This is a genomic window from Mucilaginibacter sp. (assembly GCF_041663085.1).
Lineage (GTDB): Bacteria > Bacteroidota > Bacteroidia > Sphingobacteriales > Sphingobacteriaceae > Mucilaginibacter.
In genome coordinates this window covers 1-17,755 of sequence record NZ_JBAZRC010000044.1, presented here as the reverse complement: position 1 = coordinate 17,755, position 17,755 = coordinate 1, and the positions used below count along the sequence as shown (strand labels likewise).

Sequence of the window (17,755 nt, the reverse complement as noted above, 5' to 3'; positions counted from 1 at the left end):
GAGATTTATTTAGCTGCCCATACCTTAGCATTGTTAAATAAATACAAACCTAAACCTTATTACAATGTCACAAAAAAGTTTTTCTGAAGCTGTAAAGAGCGATGCTGCTTTACAAAGCGATCTTAACAAAGCGGTATCTGCAGCAATTGCAGAAGTAGCTAAAAAACATGGCGTATCTTTTTCTGATGCAGATCTTGGTAAAGGCCACAAAGCGGTTACAAGTAATGTAGGGTGCGTATCAACCGCCTGGACAGCCGTTTGTACTGTTTGATCGCCCGTTACAATAAAATGCAAAGCAGGTTCTGCTTTGCATTTTACTTATTTATGTACTATGAGATTTAACCCCCGGTAAATTGGCAGATATATATAATAGAAAATCATCTCCCCGGCAAACACTGCCCTTTGGGCAACACATCAAAGCCATGCTGCAGGCCGGGTTGCAAAACCTGCCGGATGATGAGATCGAAACGTTTTTAAAAAACCTGTCATCGGTGAGCAAATTTTGCTTTGATGAACATTTTTGCGACTTCGCTACAAAAACACATCCCTTCTTTAATATACTGCAATTAGTTGATCCGGCCTTTAAAAGCACCGATGAGATAATGAATGATTATGATGATCATTTTTTTAACCATGGCGGGCTGGCCGGATTCCTTGAAAAATACCCCTTGGTTAACACCTTGCAACAAGACATGCTGCAACAGCTAACCACATTTAAAACCGAATTACATAACCATATCCAAACGGATGTGGATAATCTTTCAGAATTATTTAACAATAACCTGCCCATCGGTATCCCGGTTAGTATCGATACAAACCAGGGTGATGTACACAATGGTGGCAAAAGCGCAGCTATTGTAGAATTTACAAGTGGTTTAAAAATAGTTTATAAACCGCGTAGCGGGGGCATGGATGTTGCCTTTAATACATTCATCAATCAGGTAGCTATAGAAACCGGCATCGACCTGAAAACTGCAAAAGTGCTTAACCGCACTGATTATTTCTGGATGGAGTTTATAGAGCATTTGCCGGTAACAAATACTTATGAGCTATCCGGATACTATACAGAATGTGGCGCGCTGCTGGCTATTGTGTTTTTGCTGGGCGGCACCGATTTTCATTTTGAGAATATTATAGCTCATGGTAAACACCCTGTGCTGATTGACCTGGAATGCCTGTTTGGCGCAACCAGCGAAATGCAGGAGGGTATATTTGGCGTAAATAATACAGGCCTTGTACCCGCCAATATATATTTAGGCGAGCAGGATGCGCCGATTGATAACAGCGGGTTTGGCGCCTGGGGCAGGCAGGTATCCGGCATCAACCGCTGGGCATGGGCAAATGCAGGTACCGATGCGCTTAGGCTGGAAAAACAAAAAGGCATATTTACAGCCGATAAAAACCAACCTGTATATGATAGTAACACGGTATCGCCCCAAAACTACCTTGCCGAAATTACAGGCGGTTTTAAACGGGCATGCAATTGGTTCATTACAAATAAAGATGTTTTAGATACACCGGGGGCTGCCTTCGGTAATTTTAAAAACAAACCTATACGGGTGATCATGCGGTACACCATGAACTACCTTTTTATTATAGAAAACTCATTAAACGCCGATGCTTTATTATCTGAAGATACGCGTAGACAAGAAATATACAGGTCATTAAACGAATTCCCGACAGCAACTCTGCTGTTGCCGCAAACAAAAGCATTAGTTAATGATGCCGAGTTTGAAGCTATAAAGCGCATGAATGTGCCGCTTTTTACCGGGAATACATCAAAGCTCCACATCCGGGAATCGGGGGATTGCCCGGAGTGGGCTTTTTTTGAAACTACACCTTACCAGTTCACCCTTAACCGCATTAAAAATTTCGATGCCGGTAAAATGGAGCAGCAGGTAAGTCTTATTACATCGGCTTTTGCAGCTCGCTATGGTAAGGTTCAGATCAACAGAGCCATGCAAACCGATAAAAACTTAATAAAGTACGGCAAGGCGTCAATACTTAACGAAACCCGGCTCATAGCATCCGGCATTGCATTATCAGCCATAAAAAACAATAACACTTTTAGCTGGAACGGCTATACTGCCGATGCAGGCAACAAACTGGTGTTGGGGCAGTTGAGCCCCATGCTGTATGATGGCTCATTGGGGATAGCTTGTTTTTTAAATAGTATTGATAGCGGTGCCAATAAGCAATTGATAGATACTATTATAGCTGCCGAAGTAAAACGCGCCTGTAAAAATAATATGGGTATCTCTTTCGCCTCGGGGATGGCAGGTTTGCTGTATACGCTGGTTAAAACCCATCGTACTGATAATGATAACCTGCAAACAGCTATTAACCTAGCCCAGTTTGTTGGGCCAGCTGATATTAAAAAGGATACAAAATATGATATCATGGCCGGCTCGGCCGGCTTACTGTTAAGCCTTGCCGCCCTTTATAAAGCTTCTCACTCGGCAGATGTTTTAGAACTGATGGTTACTATAGCCCATCACTTATTGCAAGGGCGCGTTATGGATTCGGCCTCGCGTTCGTTAACCTGGCGCAGCGAACAGTTCGACAGGCCGCTCACCGGGTTCTCGCATGGCGCATCGGGTATTGCCTGTGCATTGCTTACCTTGTTTGATATTACCGGCATAGAAAAGTATAAACAGGCGTTTTACCAAGCGCTGCAATTTGAGAATTATTACCGCAATGCCGAACGTACCAACTGGTGCGACCTGCGCAAAACCGGTTACGATTGCAAAACTGCATGGTGCCACGGTGCGCCAGGTATAGGCCTTGCACGCCTGCACGCCTACCTTATTTTAAAGGATGAAGCGCTATTGCAAGATGTGGAAACTGCCATCATTACCACAAAAAAACACTTGTTAAGTGATACCGATTTTTATTGCTGTGGCAACACAGGCCGGATAGACTTTTTGATAGAAGCAGCGCTGGTAATGGGTAGGCCCGCCCTATTACAGGATGCCCGTAAAGCGCTGGTAGCGCTGATTAATCGTAAGAATAACCGCGGGTGGTACCAAACGTATGATGTGGAGAACGTTGGGATAGAAAACCCATCATTGTTTAGGGGTACAGCCGGCATCGGATATACTTTGCTTAGGAGTATAAATCCGGATGAAGTGCGTTGTATTGGCTTATTAGCGTAAAATTTAAGCAATATTAAAGTTTTAAGGCTTAAAACATTTATTTTGGGCAAATGGTTATAGTTCCCATAGATCCAGCTAAATGAAAGTACTGCTTGTTGAAGACGAACCGGGCCTGGTATCGATAGTTGTACGCGGCTTAACAGAAGCCGGTATGGAAGTAAGCGTTGCCGCGGATGGGAATATGGGGCTGGAGATGGCACAAACCCACAGCTTTGATATTATTATACTGGATATTATGCTGCCCGGTATGAACGGGATACAGGTTTGTAAGGAGATTCGCAAACAGGACGATAGCGTTGCCATACTGATGCTTACTGCGTTAAGCAGTACCGAAAATATTGTTACCGGCCTAAACAGCGGTGCCGACGATTACCTGCCAAAACCCTTTAAATTCCCTGAACTTGAAGCACGCATCCGTACGCTGGTGCGCCGCAGTAAGGTGGGTAGTGCGCCAAAAAATGTGATCAGCATTGCGGGGCTGGAAATTGATACCGTATCAAAAACCGCTAAACGCGATAGCAAAAACATAGCGCTTACAGCAACTGAATATCACCTGCTGGAATATTTTGCCAAAAACCAAAACATGGTGCTCTCCCGTATCCAGATACTGGAGAATGTTTGGGATATTGATTTTAACATGGGCACCAACGTGGTTGATGTTTATGTAAACTATTTGCGCAAGAAAATTGATAACGGTTATGATATTAAACTGATACATACCGTTTTTGGCATGGGCTATATTTTTAAGGAAGAAGCTTTAGATGAAACTTCAAACTAAAATAACATTACTTTTTGTTGCTATCTCAACAATAGGGTTGGTGTTGCTAAATGCTTCCATATTTTACTTTGTATCTGATTTTAGCTTCGAGGATTTTTTTAAACGCCTGGAAGCCCGGGTTAACCTTACTGCCGAAACAAATATTCATCCGGATAAAGAATCGGCTGCGTACAATCAGGTACGTACCCGCTACCTGGAGAAACTGGCAAACGAGCAGGAATACATCATTAAACTGGACACTGCAAAGTTGCCAGCATACAAAAAGGTTGTAAACCTGCCTGATGAGTTTTATAACAGCATCATGGCTAATAAAAAAGCCCGCTATACCGAGGCCAACCACTTTTATGCCGGCAGCTTATTTAACAGCCACAACGAAAAATATATTGTAATAGTTACCGCTACCGACCCATATGGCTTTAAAGAGCTTGAACAGTTAAAGCGGGTGCTGATTATCATCTTTATAGTATCTATAATCCTTACTTATGTAGCGGGTAAAATATTCTCGTACTACACCATTCAACCGGTGCGGGGTATCATCAAAAGCGTAAAAAACATAACAGCCAATAACCTGCATATGCGGCTGGATGATGTTACCGGCAAAGACGAGATAGCCGAACTGGTACTTACCTTTAACAATATGCTTACCCGGTTAGAGACTGCTTTTGAAACGCAGAACAATTTTGTAAGCAACGCCTCGCACGAGCTGCGCACACCGCTTACCATCATCAGCGGCGAAACACAGTTGCTGTTAAAAGGTAACAAGGTTACCGACGAAGGGCGGGCATCGGCAAAAAACATTTTGGCCGAGGCCGAAAAACTGGGACATATCCTGGCTGCCTTACTTGGCCTCGCGCAAACAGGTTTCGACGGGAAAAAACAAAACTGGCAAAGAATAAGAATAGACGAACTTGTAATAGGCGTTGCCGATTCGGTGAAAAAGATAGACCGGGAAAGTGTGATAGATATCGATTTCTCGGCCCTGCCCGATGATGAGCGCTTGCTTTACACCGAAGGAAATATTAACCTGCTGCAGTTAGCGATAAGTAACATTGTATTGAATGCCTGCAAATATTCCAATAACCGCCCGGTAAATGTGCAGGTAACGGCAAGCAACGGGCGCATACTTATCAAAGTTACTGACAAAGGCATCGGTATACCCGAGCACGAACAGCAACATATATTCGAGCCATTCTTCAGGGCATCAAATACAAGCGATTTTCAGGGGCATGGCATAGGCTTACCACTTACCCTTAACATCATTCGCCTGCACAAAGGTACTATCGGTATCCGGTCGGAAGAGCAGGTAGGTACCGAGATCCAGATCAGCCTGCCCGTGGTGTAACTGCAGCTGCAGGGCTTTCTGAAAAAGGCCTTGCGGCGAATGGTTGAACCAGGAATATTGCAACTTTACCATCAATTCATCACAGGCTTTCTTATAACTTTCTAATAAGTTAACTGTAGTTATTAAAAATCACCATTCCTGTTGGTTTTATTCATTGATATTCAGCTTTTTATTTGCTGGAAAATATTTTTCACTCTAACTAAATTCTAATAAGTCTCTTAATTCCTTTTAATGGGCAGGGGGTAGTATTGCATAAGTAAACAATTAAAGTTTAACCATTAACAAATACTTATGAAAACCATACTCATCCCAACCGACTACCAGGCATCATCGTTAGATTGTATCCACGCCGTTTGCAGGCAATTCAGGGAAGAAGACCTGAACCTGGTATTTGTACACGTTTTTAAATTAACAGATTCATTCAGCGATATCATAACGCTAAGCCGCCGCAGCCGCGAATATGAAAAGGTAAGCGACGAGTTTTACCGTTACTGCAATGTACTGCGCGCTCAGTATCCGCAGATCCGGAATATTAAAATAGACTTTTTGTATGGCAGTAAGCTAAGCATGTTTAAGCAGTTTATTGAACATAACGAGGTGGATATGGTACTGAATACCGAAGACTGTGAATTTACGCAGATTCACCAGTCAAGTGTTGACCCGGGATTGCTTATAAAACGCGCCGGCCTGCCTGTTATTAATGTGCCAAAAGGTGATTATGCCCGCATGATGCAGCAGCAAGTTGCGGCTGTTGGTACCGAAGAAGAATTGTTAGAAGTATAATTAAATTAAACACACATCTGCCATGTTATTAAAAGAAAATATACCCGTTACGTACATCTTTGGGAAGATAAAAAAAGAGGTTATTATGGTGACGGTTTATGCCGTACTAATAGCCATTATGTATAATAGCTTTCATTTTACGCGCATATCTATCCCTATTGCTGTACCAACTATTTTGGGTACGGTAATATCACTGCTGCTGGCGTTTAAATCAAACCAGGCGTACGACAGGTGGTGGGAGGCCCGCACGCTTTGGGGAGCCATAGTGAATGATACGCGCAGCCTTACCCGCCAGCTGTTAACCTTTGTTGATACACCTTATGCTGAGGGCGAACAAAAAGCTTTTTGCGAGCGTGTAGCCAAACGCCAGGTAGCCTGGTGCCATAGCCTTAGCCGCCACCTGCGTAAAGAAGACCCGTTACAGGGGCTGGAGCGCCTGATTTCTGCGGAAGATATTGAGCATGTAAAACATTATGCCAATATCCCGCTTGGACTGTTGGAATTGCAGGGCGCCGACCTGCGCAGCGCCTACAAGCTTGGCTGGATAACCGAATATCAGCAGGTAGCAATGGACGAAACCCTTACCCGTTTCAGTAACGAGATGGGTGGCTGCGAGCGCATCAAGAACACGGTGTTCCCGGCTACCTACAGCGTTTATATCCACCTGTCGGTATTGTTGTTTGTATTGCTATTGCCCTTTGGGTTGATAGAGTTTTTTGGTGTAGTAGAAGTGCCGCTTGTAATCGCTATAGCTTCATCATTCTTTTTGATTGAGAATATGGCCATTCATCTGCAAGACCCATTTGAGAACAAACCAACCGATACACCAACCACCACCATATCCCGCAATATTGAGCGCGATATTAAACAGATGCTGAAAGAGAATTATAAGCAGGAAGAGCCTGCCGTTGGCGCATCGTACAATAAAAATAAAGTGTTCTATATCCTCTAATTAGTTTCGTTGAGTGTTTTAATGAAAAGGCCGGTAACATTTGTTATCCGGCCTTAATCGTTTTAGAAGTTCCGCTGGAGTTATCCAGTCAAAATCCCGTGGGACAGCTTGTTTAATATTGTGCTATCTCTGCATCTATCCAGGCAATACGCGTTTTCAGGAAGCTTTTGGCATACGCTACTTCCATATCGTAGTTACCTAATACAACCGCGTTTGGCCAAACGTACTTATCCAGTATAGGCCAGGTAGTAAAGTTTTGCTTTTGCGATAGCTTAAGATATTCGGCGTTTTCGTCAATATCTTTAAAAATAGCCTCTACCGCGGTATTGCGGATCTGGTTCCAGCGTACTTTTATCTTACTCCTGAATTTAACATCTTTAAACAGGTTTATCATCCAGGTGGCATCGCGTATATACCAGTTGTTTGGATCTTTTGATACCGAATAGTCAATGTTACCGCTGCTCAGGTCAAAATCCCAAACGGGGCCCATACCCAGCTTACCGTTACGGTCTTTATAATAAAATATGCTGCTAAAATCGCGGGCATCCTGGTTCTTAACCACTTCTTCGGCAAAAAACCAGTTCATGAACGATTCTACGTTGATGTATTTGGCGTATCCGTTTACGGGGTCGTTAGCGTTTGGTGCAAACAGGGCGTCTTCGGTATCCTGCATGTATTTTGATATGTATTCCAGCTGCTTCGGTGTAATGTCTTCCGGCGATTTGATGGTGAAAGGCAGGTTCTTTTTGGTGGTAAACCAATACTTTTCATCCTTCCGCTGGTCAAGCTCTAACAGATAACCGCCGGTAAGGGCATCACCTGCGTTATCATTGGCTGTCATTTCGGTAATGTTTACGCGGTTCTCGTTTACCTCAACCTGGCTGGTAAGCAGGTAATTGCCCAGGGTGACACCATTCATCACCACCTCTACAAAGCGGCTCTCGGGCGCGAAATCAGAACCTATCCTGCGGGCAAATTCCAATGCGATGCGGTTGCGCAGCAAAGTTTTGTCGTCATAATTGGCAAGCAATACCCAATTTTTGGCGGCTGGCATACCCAGCATAGCGGCTTTACTATCAAACTTTAAACGGTATGGCTTTTTAGGGAAGTTTGACCAGGTAGAGTTTCCCCTGCCTTTAATTTTTAGCGTGATGTTTGTTTTTTCCTGCTCAAAACGGTTATTAGCATCAACTACAAGGGAGCCGGTTACATAATTATCTTTAGAAATCACCGGGCCGCTTGTTGTTAAGTACAAAATAGGGATGCCGGTAAATACGCTAACCGAAAACTTATAATTGCGCTTAGTGCCTTTGGCCGATGTAAGCGTATAGGTTATAGGCTTACGCAGATCAACAGCGGTTTTGCCGCTAACCTGTACGGTATCGTTTTTGGTGACAGTTGAATTTTTTGTAGTAAAGGTTACAATCAGCTTTTTGGTAAGCTTTGTAGATTGCGGTATTGTTGCAGAGATCTGGTCGTCTTTAATCGAACAAACAATATCTGTGGTAACAACACCCGGGTTGTTTTTAGCCTCAAGCTTTACCGAAACAAATGATACGCTATCCGGTGCAACAACCGGCGGTACGGGCTGCGGTTTTAGGGTTATTTCTTTTTTGCACGCCGCAACAGCAACTATCAGGAATAGGAATAGTAAATATTTTTTAACCATAGTAAACTAAAAAGGACGCGAAGATACTAATTAGCAGTTACTTATAGTTAATAAAATTTCAAAAAACGAGGTGCGCTTACACCTCGTTTAAATATTTATGCACAAAACTAATAGCCATTGAGCCTTCGCCTACGGCAGATGCAACGCGGTTCATGGCGCCGGCACGTACATCGCCTGCGGCAAAAATACCGGGGCAACTTGTTTCCAGCAGGTAGGGGTCGCGGTTGGCTTTCCATACCTTTTCAAAATCGCTGCAAAGGTTAAGATCGCGTCCGGTTTCTATAAATCCCTTGTTGTTGGTGATGATATCCTTGCAAAGCCAGTCGGTATAAGGTTTGGCGCCGATAAAAATATACAGCGCGTCGGCCTCAACGGCTTTGCTTTCTTTGGTGTTCAGATCCTGTATCACCAATTGCTGCAGGTTAGTATCACCAATGGCTTCGGTAATTTCGCTGCAGGGCATCAGTTTGATGTTGCTTTGCGTACCCAATTGATCGATAAGGTATGACGACATGGTTTCGGCCAGGCTTTCCTTACGGATAAGGATAAATACCTCTTTGGCAAATTTAGACAGGTACATAGCAGCCTGCCCCGCAGAGTTACCGCCACCTACCACGTAAACGTGCTTATCCTTGCAGGATGCAGCCTCCGTCATGGCGGCGCCGTAGTAAATGCCTGCGCCGGTAAATTTATCAATGCCCGTGGTATTTAGTTGCCGGTAATCAACCCCGGTGGTTATCACAACCGCTTTGGTAATTACCTCGGTGCCATCATCCAGTATCAGTGTTTTATAATTATCTTTTAGTTTTATCTCTTTTACAGCCTGCGGCGATAAAAAATCGGTACCAAAACGTGCCGACTGCGTAATAGCCCTGCGCGTAAGATCAGCGCCGCTCAATCCCGCTGGGAAACCCAGGTAATTCTCGATGCGCGAACTGGTGCCTGCCTGTCCGCCGGGTGCTTTCTTTTCTATCAGCAAGGTCTTCAATCCTTCGGACGAGCCATATACAGAGGCTGCCAAACCCGCAGGCCCGGCGCCGATGATCACTACATCATAAAGCTCGTTCTTGGCTTCCTGGTTGAGGCCAATTTTGGCGGCAATATCTTTTACAGCCGGGGTTTTTAGCAATGTACCATCGGCAAAAATAATGGCGGGCAGATCTTTGGCATCCAGGCTGTTTAGTTTAATGGCTTTCTGGGCTTCTTCGGTGTTGGCATCCAGCCAAAGGTAGGGTACCAGGTATCCCGATAGGAACTCCTTAATATCGTGCGATTTTGGCGAGTACTGGTAACCTATCACCTTTATCCCCCTAAAATCGGGGCGGTAGTGGCCCTGCCAGTCTTCCAGCAGGTCGGTTAAAATGGGGTATAGTTTTTCCTCGGGTGGGTCCCAGGGTTTTGTTAAATAGTAATCAAGCTTTACATCGTTGATGGCTTTGATGGCAGCATCGGTATCGGCATAAGCGGTTAGTAAAACTCGTTTGGCATTCGGGAAAAACTCGGTGGTGCGGCACAAAAAGTCAACACCCTCCATTTCGGGCATCCGTTGGTCGCTCAGGAAAAGCGCCACTACCTCACCTTTATTTTTTAGCTCCAGCAGGCTATCCAGCGCCTCTTTTACTGACGCCGTGCTCAGGATGCGGTAATCCTGCCGGTAATGGTTTTTAAGGTCGCGGCTAATGGCGCGCAGTACTTGCTGGTCGTCGTCAATTACAAATATGATGGGTTGGTCCATGTTGTTGTCTTAGTTATCTGTTAGGGGGAAACAAACGGTAAATTCGGTATTGCCGGGTACCGAGGTAACTTTTACGGTGCCATTATGCTGGCGGATGATGCGGGTAACCACATCCAAACCAAGGCCGGTGCCTTTGCCCATATCCTTGGTGGTAAAAAACGGATCGAACACCCGCGACTGGATATCCTCCGGGATGCCGGTGCCGTTATCCTTAATGTAAACACATACAAAATGCCTGTCCAGCTGGGTGCGTATCTCAAGCGTGCCGCTGCCGTTTGGCTCCATGGCATCAATGGCGTTATCAATAATGTTTGTCCATACCTGGTTGAGTTCGCCGGCAAGGGCTTTTACCTGGGGTAGGTTCAGGTCGAAGTTTTCAACCACCTGGATGTTGCCTTTGCGCATCTTATAGTTGAGCATGGTAAGCGTATTGCGGATACCGGCGTGGATATCCAACGGTTGCTTATCGGTATCCCTATCCATATGGGTGAAGGTTTTTACCGAGCTCACCAGTTCCGAGATACGGCTTGATGATTCCCGGATATCCGACACCATTTTTTCCTGCAGCAGGTAATTGTTCATCCATGCTAAAACCACATCCAGTTGCGGCGATGGCGTACAACTGTGCAGGTGCTCCAGGTCGGCAGGGCCGAAGCTAAACTCGGCGAAGTTCTCGGCAATATCATAGTCCTTGATACCGTGTTCAGTGAGCCAATCGGCAAGGTCGTCTTCCGCGTCGGCGCGCTGCATCATGTTGAGCACGGGGCGGTCGGTTTGCTGGGTTTTGCTGATCAGGATCTGGTTTATCTTATCCAGTTTTTCGGGGGCGATATTAAGCGCGGCTACTTCTTTAAAAAGCGCGGGCAGGCGCTTTACCTGGTCGTGCAGGAGGGAAGCACCGCGGCTGATAGCTGATGCCGGGTTATTCAGTTCATGCGCTAAACCAGCGGATAGTTTACCCAGGGCAAACATTTTTTCGTTTTGCTGCTGCTGCGAGGTAAAATCGCGCACACGGCTGGTCATGGTGTGTACCATGGCGGCGGTAAGCTCGTAATGCAGTTTAATGGCCTCGTGGATTTTGGCTTTAGCAACTCTGAACATGCGGCATTTATCAATACACTCGCCGTAGCCAAAGGTAAGGGTGGCCCTGCTAAAGGGCAGGTAACCGGTAATGGCTTGCGGTTTTAAGGCTACTATTTCGCGCATTTTGCCGTTTTGTTCGGCGCAGATACGTATACGACCTTCCAGTAAAAACAAGGTTTTATCCAGCGGATCGCCTTTTTCAAAAACGCGGGTACCTTCCTCCACCTCAAGGGTTTCGCCGTTGGCCAGCAGCCATTCCAACTGCTCGTCGGGTACGGTTTGCAGGGCGGGGATGGCCTTTAATTCGTCTAAAGTTACGTTCTTCATGGCGCAGGGTGAAATGTTATACAAGTATAAAGGTTATTGCGGATTGCGGCAAACAAGAAAGGGGTGGAAACTCAAAGTTAACGCTCAATAAATGTCAATTATACGGTTTTGTTCACGTTCACGCCACATCAACACCGTGAACACTTGTTAGTGATTGATAATGAGCTAATTGGGTTTTTGGGTGGATGAAACAAAAGCTGGCACTGAAAAAAACGACTTTTTTCGCCTTTTTTCGGCCCTGGTTCGGCCTTATTGGTGGATGGGATTGGGGGGGAGCTGAAAGCTTACTGAGTTTTGGGGATGAAGTTGGAAATTCGAGCAACATGGTAAATTTCGATTATAGAAATGCATTTTTATAGTTTAAAATCGAAATTTTCCTTTTAGTTAATGAGAAGCATCTGTTTTGAGTTGTTTTGATGTGAAATCACGTAGTTTTACGTGTATTTTTTCACATAATTTTATTATACTTTTGTAGGGTAAACCCTTACCTGTTATATGAAAAACCTTTACCCTAAAACTACCGGCGCTGTTTTCAAGCTGTATTGTTGTGCTTATTGCTTGTGTTGCTATTATTTACAGTTGTAAGAAAGATAGCCCTCATTCCTCCCAGCCGTTAAACCAAAAAGAGCAAAGTGCTTTTGTACAGGAGGCCAAAAGTTGGTTTGAAAGGAATAATGCCATCAATAAAGAACAGCCGCTTGCTACCAATGCTACAGGAACCAATAAACGTAAATGGAGCGACGGGTTAAAGCCCGACTGGAATAAAACGGCCGTATATCAAAAAGATAAAGGGACTATCATAGAAATGCCCCTGTTTAGCAGCGCGTTATCTTTTTTAATGAACACTGCCGATGGCAGCAGGGCAACACAACAAAACAATTATACCAAGGCTAGTTACCTGATACAGAAAGATAGCGCAGGTGTTTTCAGGGGATGGTTTATGGTGCTGGTAGCCGATACCGCTTATATAAACGGCGACTTTAGTAAACTAAACAAAAACTCTTTCCAAAGTAAGGACCCGGCTTATAGCGGCAGGCTGCTGTATTTTGATATACAAGGCAAGTTTTTAGGCGGATGGCGATACGCTAATGGGGAAATCACTAAAACAATAACCTTAAGCGATTACACAACAAGCAATCAGCAGGTTAATGGTTCAAAAATAAAAGTTAACCTGGTGCAAACCTGCCATACTATCCCTATAACTACGGTAACCTGGGAGTGTATAACTGTAGGTGATAATCCGGAGACTTCCTCTACCGGTTGTACAGCTCACTATGAGTACACGTATGAAACAGAGTGCAACCCTACAGGCGGAGAAGGTGGTGGTGGATCAGGCGGTAGTGGTGGCGGCGGAGGATCAGGCGGCGGCGGTGGTGGTGGAAATTTCCCTAACCCACCAAACCCGAATTGCCCACCCGTAGCAGTATCATCAATTGATGGTAAACGTGTTAATTTAATTTCTGGTGGGGGGCCATGTACACCTACTATTAAAAATCTTGTTAATAATCCATGTTTAAAGGCAATGGTCGACGCTACAATTAATGCAAATGTTAATACCCAGGTTAATAGTTTAATACAAAGTGTGTTTGGAGGATCAACTACAATTAATCTAACGTTTATAGATGTAACCAATCTTAATAATTCTGATGATGGATATGCCCCTTTTAATGGAAATATTGTAAATGGTACCATGAATGCCGAGGTGCAATTAAATGCAAATACCCTTCCACATTATTCTCAAGAATATATAGCAAGGGTTGTTATGCATGAATCTTTACACGCATACTTAGATGCAAATAACATGTTATCTGAATATCAGCATGAGGCAATGATGGTGACTTATATATCACAAATGGCAAACTCTTTGCGTCAAATGTTTCCCTCTCTAAGCATGCCGGATGCTCAAAGTTTAGCATTGGGAGGATTACAAGCAACTCCGACCTTTAAGAACACCATTGCTAACGACTTGGGCTTGTTGGGAAACTTTGAAGCAACTAACTTAGCATACTCAATAGGGTCTAAAGGAACGAGATGTAATTAATTATAAAATAGATAAGATAATGAAATCAATATTTGTTGTAGCAATATTTGTTTTGGCCTACCAAAGTCTTAACGCACAAAACATAAAAAAACCTTCCTTATCACTATCGCAATTAAGTGATGATAAAAATAAATCCATTAATCAGTTCAGAAATATTGTCTATAATACCATTTATTCGCCGGAATTTCGTTCTCAAAGCTTTATGCCTTCATTTGCTTTCTTAAAAATTGACATTAATGCTTCAGGAAACGTTACAGATGTTCGATTTTCTGATAGTGCCGACACCTTATTTGTTAAGCAATTTAAATTAAGAAAATCTACGCCAAGTAATGAAAAAGTATTGCTTGAACAGTATGCTAAAGACAATTCTTACAAAGATATTTCAATAATTATTCCAGTAAACTATGAGCCTAACTATACTAATAAACAAAGCTCTATCTTTTATTATAATCAAATGGAAGCGTTGATGCAATTCAACAAAAAACAGTTTGTAGGTAAAGCAATAATACTTGCTCCGATCAATATACCAGTATTAACTAAAGGAAACATGTAGCTTCTTACCCCCTTGTTGGTGTTATCACTAACAAGCCGTTATGTTATGAGTATTGTATGCCACCTGCCTACAAAAATATTGTTGGTAATAACACCAGGGCAAAAAACGGAACAAAAGGCCATGCATGTTAAAAATATATTTTTATTAGTACTCCTTTCTACTTTATCAATAAGTGTTTCAGCACAAAACGCCGACTCATTATTATTAGAGAATTTTAAACAATCTGTAATAAAACGCTTTGATTATCCTAACGAATTAGTGAATCGTTGTTCGGGAACGTCTGTAATTTTGAAAATAAATGTAAATGCAAAAGGTGAAGTAGTAGATATGAAATTGTCAGATAGCGCTGACCCTTTTTTTGTGATAGAGTGGCTTAGTAAGGAGAAAGAAATGAATGTAATATCTTTAAAACGATATATTTCGCCCTTGTGGGTGTTGTCACCAACAAGCCGCCATGTATTGAGGCTTTGCTATTTCAAAACCGTTCTAAAGGTTGTTGGTGACAACACCAACAAAGGCACTAATTAATATGAAAAACCTCTTAATAATATTATCAGTTCTATTTTATGGCTGTGCAAATGCGCAAATAAAAACATTAGACTTAAATCATGGTAAATATCTTGAAAATTCATTCAAGGATGATTTTGTAGGCAAATGGAAAGCAAGCAATAATGATTTCAAGATTATTATTACTAAAGAAGAAAAAAAGCATATAAAAAGGGGTACTATGGATGTCTACGTGGATTTCTTAAATATCAAAATCACAAATTTTATAAACAACGGAGTGCAAATAGCCGATAAATTTACCTCGCCAATATCTTTGGTCTCAGTAGGCAATAATGATAGTTTTACAGGTACCTATAGAGATACGATATCAGGAAACAATGTTAAAATAAATTTAAAGCGGGTAAATAATAATGAGTTGTTATTTATCACAAATCTACCAGAGATAGATTTTACAAATCATATGGAAAAAGGAACAGTTTTTCCAAGAAAGTTAAGTTTAGTAAAGGATTAATCTAATAGGAGTTTATCTAGAAAAGCATCTCCCGCTGGCGCATGCGTGTCGTGTGTGCCCTAACCATGCATACTTGCCACCGATCCCTTGTATAAGATTTCTCCTCGTACCTCGTTCGAAATGACACCGGGGACACAAACATTGTCAGTCTGAGCTTGTCGAAGACTTGTACGACTGGCTAATGGTTCGACAGGCTCACCATGACAACTACCTGTATCTACAACTATTTACCCAGTTTTCGCCCTTGTTGGTGTTGTCACCAACAAGCCGCCATGCATTGATGATATGCTATTTCAAAATCGTCCTAAAGGTTGTTGGTGACAACACCAACAACGGCACTAAAAACTTGGTAAATTTGATGCAACACAAGCTGCATACTCATCAGGTGCAAAAGGCACTAAATGTAATTGAACTATTATGAAATATATCAAAATCACCACTTTATTAATAATTGGCTGCTTCTTTTCAAAGCAGTTGTCCGCTCAAACTGTTCAGCCATCTGAGTTGGTTAATCCTATTACTGAACAGGGCCTTTTAAATAAAATCCTGAATGACATTTATTTTACTTATTACTCTCCAACTTACATAAGTAATAAAACGCCCGTTTTCACTATTCTTAAAGTTGATGTATCTCAAAACGGAAAAATCGCAGACATTAGTTTTTCTGATAATACAGATGCTGAGTTTAAAAATGCATATTTCAACAACAAGGATATTGGAGTTTTTAAAAAAACATTTGAGAAGTATGCTCAGCAAAAATCATATTTCAATATTTCCTTGTTAATTCCCATTAGCTACCAACCTAATTCACCAAATAAAGAAGGGGTGTTTTCATATGATAATATTCAATCACTAACAAAGTTTAAAGGCCAAAGTCTTATTGGGTCTACTGTCATTTTGCCAATGGTAACCATATCTGTTCTTTCAAAAAACAACATGTAAATTACAATTATATAGTCTTTTTACGAAATCCCGCTGGCGCACGCGTGTCGCGTGTGCCCTAACCAAGCAAGCTTGTCACCCATCCCTTGTAAAAGATTTATCTGCGATGAACTCCCTACGGTCGGTTCTCCTCGTAGCTCGTTCGAAATGACACCGGGGGACACTAACATTGTCAGTCTGAGCCTGTCGAAGACTTGTTCGCCTTGCTAATGGTTCGACAGGCTCACCATGACACCGGGGGGCACAAACATTGTCAGTCTGAGCTTGTCGAAGACTCGTTCGCCTTGCTAATGGTTCGACAGGCTCACCATGACACCGGGGGGGCACAAACATTGTCAGTCTGAGCTTGTCGAAGACTTGTACGACTCGCTAATGGTTCGACAGGCTCACCATGACAGCGGGGGACAATAAAACCCTGTCGCTTTGCGATTTAACTCACCCGGTCATTGCTTCGCCCGACCACCCTCTCTTCGCTGCGCGGAAAGAGGGATTTGATTTGCAACTTTGCTTTTCTCTTACCCTCTTTGCGTAGCAGAGAGGGTCGACCAGCGTAGCGTAGTCGGGGTGAGTAAACTATGCGACACCTTGCATGCGGCGCAGGGTCTCTTTTATAAAAACCGGCCTAAAGGTTGTTGGTGACAACACCAACAACGGCACTAAATAACACGGGGATATTGGAGGGTTGTACGCGAAGTAAGCAGGCAATGCCGGCTATTTAACTCACCCGGTCATTGCTTCGCTCGACCACCCTCTCTTCGCTGCGCGGAAAGAGGGATTTGAAACTTTGCTTCCTCACCCTCTTTGCGGAGCAGAGAGGGTTGACCAGCGTAGCGCAGTCGGGGTGAGTAAACTGTGTGTTTGGGGTAATGACTGAACCCTCCTTGGGGAGGGGTGCAGTTGGAATGCGTGATGGCAGGGAGGGGTTTGCCCGCTATGCATGTTTTACAAACCCCTTCCTCCTCCTTCCCGGGGGAAGGAATCGCACAGATCCCCGCTCTCTTTGTTTTATCCTCTCGCCTTGCCTCTGCCATTCTCAATAGCTGCCTTTATTTCTTTGGCGTCGCTTTTTGAGAAACCGTGGGCTTCTACCTTGTTACCGTTATGGTAAAAACGGATGGTAGAGAAACCGATAAGCGGGGTATCTATCTCAACTGCCGAAATGCTATCGTAAGCCACAGAGGTTTCGTCGCCGCTGAACAGGCCGGGAATTTTGATGGTGATGCCGGTTGGTTCAACAATGATTTGCGCGGGGAAAAGCTTATTACCTTCTGACAGGCGTGATGCGGTGTATTTCATTTGGGGTATGGATTAAAAAACTATATAACGTTATTGGGTGCAAGGTATTATTTAATCGGCGTTGTGGCAAATTATGTAATT

General features: G+C 43.3%; 15 protein-coding genes. 11 read left to right on the top strand and 4 right to left on the bottom strand.

Annotated features, from left to right (window positions below; genetic code table 11):
• Positions 1 to 64 precede the first annotated feature (64 nt).
• From WC615_RS10500 to WC615_RS10475, 6 genes are all read left to right on the top strand, one after another.
• Positions 65 to 271 (top strand): Nif11-like leader peptide family natural product precursor, encoded by a 207-nt coding sequence (locus WC615_RS10500; protein ID WP_372978056.1) that lies wholly within the window; start codon positions 65 to 67, stop codon positions 269 to 271.
• Between the two features lie 82 nt (positions 272 to 353).
• The gene (locus WC615_RS10495; protein ID WP_372978055.1) at positions 354 to 3,155 is read left to right on the top strand and encodes a type 2 lanthipeptide synthetase LanM family protein; all 2,802 of its coding nucleotides are present in this window, start codon (positions 354 to 356) and stop codon (positions 3,153 to 3,155) included.
• A gap of 79 nt (positions 3,156 to 3,234) precedes the next feature.
• Entirely contained in the window at positions 3,235 to 3,933 is a 699-nt protein-coding gene (locus WC615_RS10490) for a response regulator transcription factor (protein ID WP_372978054.1), read from the top strand.
• Positions 3,917 to 5,275 (top strand): ATP-binding protein, encoded by a 1,359-nt coding sequence (locus WC615_RS10485; protein ID WP_372978053.1) that lies wholly within the window; start codon positions 3,917 to 3,919, stop codon positions 5,273 to 5,275. The genes WC615_RS10490 and WC615_RS10485 overlap by 17 nt, the downstream gene beginning before the upstream one ends.
• A gap of 291 nt (positions 5,276 to 5,566) precedes the next feature.
• Entirely contained in the window at positions 5,567 to 6,058 is a 492-nt protein-coding gene (locus WC615_RS10480) for a hypothetical protein (protein WP_372978052.1), read from the top strand.
• Between the two features lie 22 nt (positions 6,059 to 6,080).
• On the top strand, positions 6,081 to 7,010 hold the full coding sequence (locus WC615_RS10475) for a bestrophin family protein (RefSeq protein ID WP_372978051.1): 930 nt from the start codon (positions 6,081 to 6,083) through the stop codon (positions 7,008 to 7,010).
• 112 nt (positions 7,011 to 7,122) lie between these two features.
• On the opposite strand, the gene WC615_RS10470 is transcribed toward WC615_RS10475, so the two are convergent.
• The 3 genes from WC615_RS10470 to WC615_RS10460 form a co-directional block, all read right to left on the bottom strand.
• Positions 7,123 to 8,679 (bottom strand): CotH kinase family protein, encoded by a 1,557-nt coding sequence (locus tag WC615_RS10470; RefSeq protein WP_372978050.1) that lies wholly within the window; start codon positions 8,677 to 8,679, stop codon positions 7,123 to 7,125.
• A 76-nt stretch (positions 8,680 to 8,755) separates the two neighbouring features.
• Positions 8,756 to 10,414 (bottom strand): FAD-dependent oxidoreductase, encoded by a 1,659-nt coding sequence (locus WC615_RS10465; protein WP_372978049.1) that lies wholly within the window; start codon positions 10,412 to 10,414, stop codon positions 8,756 to 8,758.
• A 9-nt stretch (positions 10,415 to 10,423) separates the two neighbouring features.
• Positions 10,424 to 11,824 (bottom strand): ATP-binding protein, encoded by a 1,401-nt coding sequence (locus WC615_RS10460; RefSeq protein WP_372978048.1) that lies wholly within the window; start codon positions 11,822 to 11,824, stop codon positions 10,424 to 10,426.
• A 547-nt stretch (positions 11,825 to 12,371) separates the two neighbouring features.
• Here WC615_RS10460 and WC615_RS10455 point away from each other — a divergent pair.
• The 5 genes from WC615_RS10455 (at position 12,372) to WC615_RS10435 (ending at position 16,378) form a co-directional block, all read left to right on the top strand.
• Positions 12,372 to 13,865 (top strand): hypothetical protein, encoded by a 1,494-nt coding sequence (locus tag WC615_RS10455; RefSeq protein ID WP_372978047.1) that lies wholly within the window; start codon positions 12,372 to 12,374, stop codon positions 13,863 to 13,865.
• A gap of 19 nt (positions 13,866 to 13,884) precedes the next feature.
• Positions 13,885 to 14,418, top strand: a complete 534-nt coding sequence (locus tag WC615_RS10450; RefSeq protein WP_372978046.1) for a hypothetical protein — start codon at positions 13,885 to 13,887, stop codon at positions 14,416 to 14,418.
• A gap of 45 nt (positions 14,419 to 14,463) precedes the next feature.
• Entirely contained in the window at positions 14,464 to 14,946 is a 483-nt protein-coding gene (locus WC615_RS10445) for a hypothetical protein (RefSeq protein WP_372978045.1), read from the top strand.
• Position 14,947: 1 nt separating this feature from the next.
• On the top strand, positions 14,948 to 15,436 hold the full coding sequence (locus WC615_RS10440; RefSeq protein WP_372978044.1) for a hypothetical protein: 489 nt from the start codon (positions 14,948 to 14,950) through the stop codon (positions 15,434 to 15,436).
• Positions 15,437 to 15,853: 417 nt separating this feature from the next.
• Positions 15,854 to 16,378: a hypothetical protein gene (locus WC615_RS10435; RefSeq protein WP_372978043.1), complete on the top strand. Its 525-nt coding sequence runs from the start codon at positions 15,854 to 15,856 to the stop codon at positions 16,376 to 16,378.
• A 1,005-nt stretch (positions 16,379 to 17,383) separates the two neighbouring features.
• Here WC615_RS10435 and WC615_RS10430 read toward each other — a convergent pair.
• Positions 17,384 to 17,674, bottom strand: coding sequence for a hypothetical protein (locus WC615_RS10430; protein WP_372978042.1), 291 nt, complete (start codon positions 17,672 to 17,674; stop codon positions 17,384 to 17,386).
• Positions 17,675 to 17,755: the final 81 nt, after the last annotated feature.

Coding starts and splice junctions, on each gene's coding strand:
- WC615_RS10500 (WP_372978056.1), top strand. CDS start 65: ATGTCACAAAAAAGTTTTTCTGAAGCTGTAAAGAGCGATGCTGCTTTA.
- WC615_RS10430 (WP_372978042.1), bottom strand. CDS start 17,674: ATGAAATACACCGCATCACGCCTGTCAGAAGGTAATAAGCTTTTCCCC.
- WC615_RS10450 (WP_372978046.1), top strand. CDS start 13,885: ATGAAATCAATATTTGTTGTAGCAATATTTGTTTTGGCCTACCAAAGT.
- WC615_RS10460 (WP_372978048.1), bottom strand. CDS start 11,824: ATGAAGAACGTAACTTTAGACGAATTAAAGGCCATCCCCGCCCTGCAA.
- WC615_RS10440 (WP_372978044.1), top strand. CDS start 14,948: ATGAAAAACCTCTTAATAATATTATCAGTTCTATTTTATGGCTGTGCA.
- WC615_RS10465 (WP_372978049.1), bottom strand. CDS start 10,414: ATGGACCAACCCATCATATTTGTAATTGACGACGACCAGCAAGTACTG.
- WC615_RS10435 (WP_372978043.1), top strand. CDS start 15,854: ATGAAATATATCAAAATCACCACTTTATTAATAATTGGCTGCTTCTTT.
- WC615_RS10470 (WP_372978050.1), bottom strand. CDS start 8,679: ATGGTTAAAAAATATTTACTATTCCTATTCCTGATAGTTGCTGTTGCG.
- WC615_RS10480 (WP_372978052.1), top strand. CDS start 5,567: ATGAAAACCATACTCATCCCAACCGACTACCAGGCATCATCGTTAGAT.
- WC615_RS10485 (WP_372978053.1), top strand. CDS start 3,917: ATGAAACTTCAAACTAAAATAACATTACTTTTTGTTGCTATCTCAACA.
- WC615_RS10490 (WP_372978054.1), top strand. CDS start 3,235: ATGAAAGTACTGCTTGTTGAAGACGAACCGGGCCTGGTATCGATAGTT.
- WC615_RS10445 (WP_372978045.1), top strand. CDS start 14,464: ATGAGTATTGTATGCCACCTGCCTACAAAAATATTGTTGGTAATAACA.
- WC615_RS10475 (WP_372978051.1), top strand. CDS start 6,081: ATGTTATTAAAAGAAAATATACCCGTTACGTACATCTTTGGGAAGATA.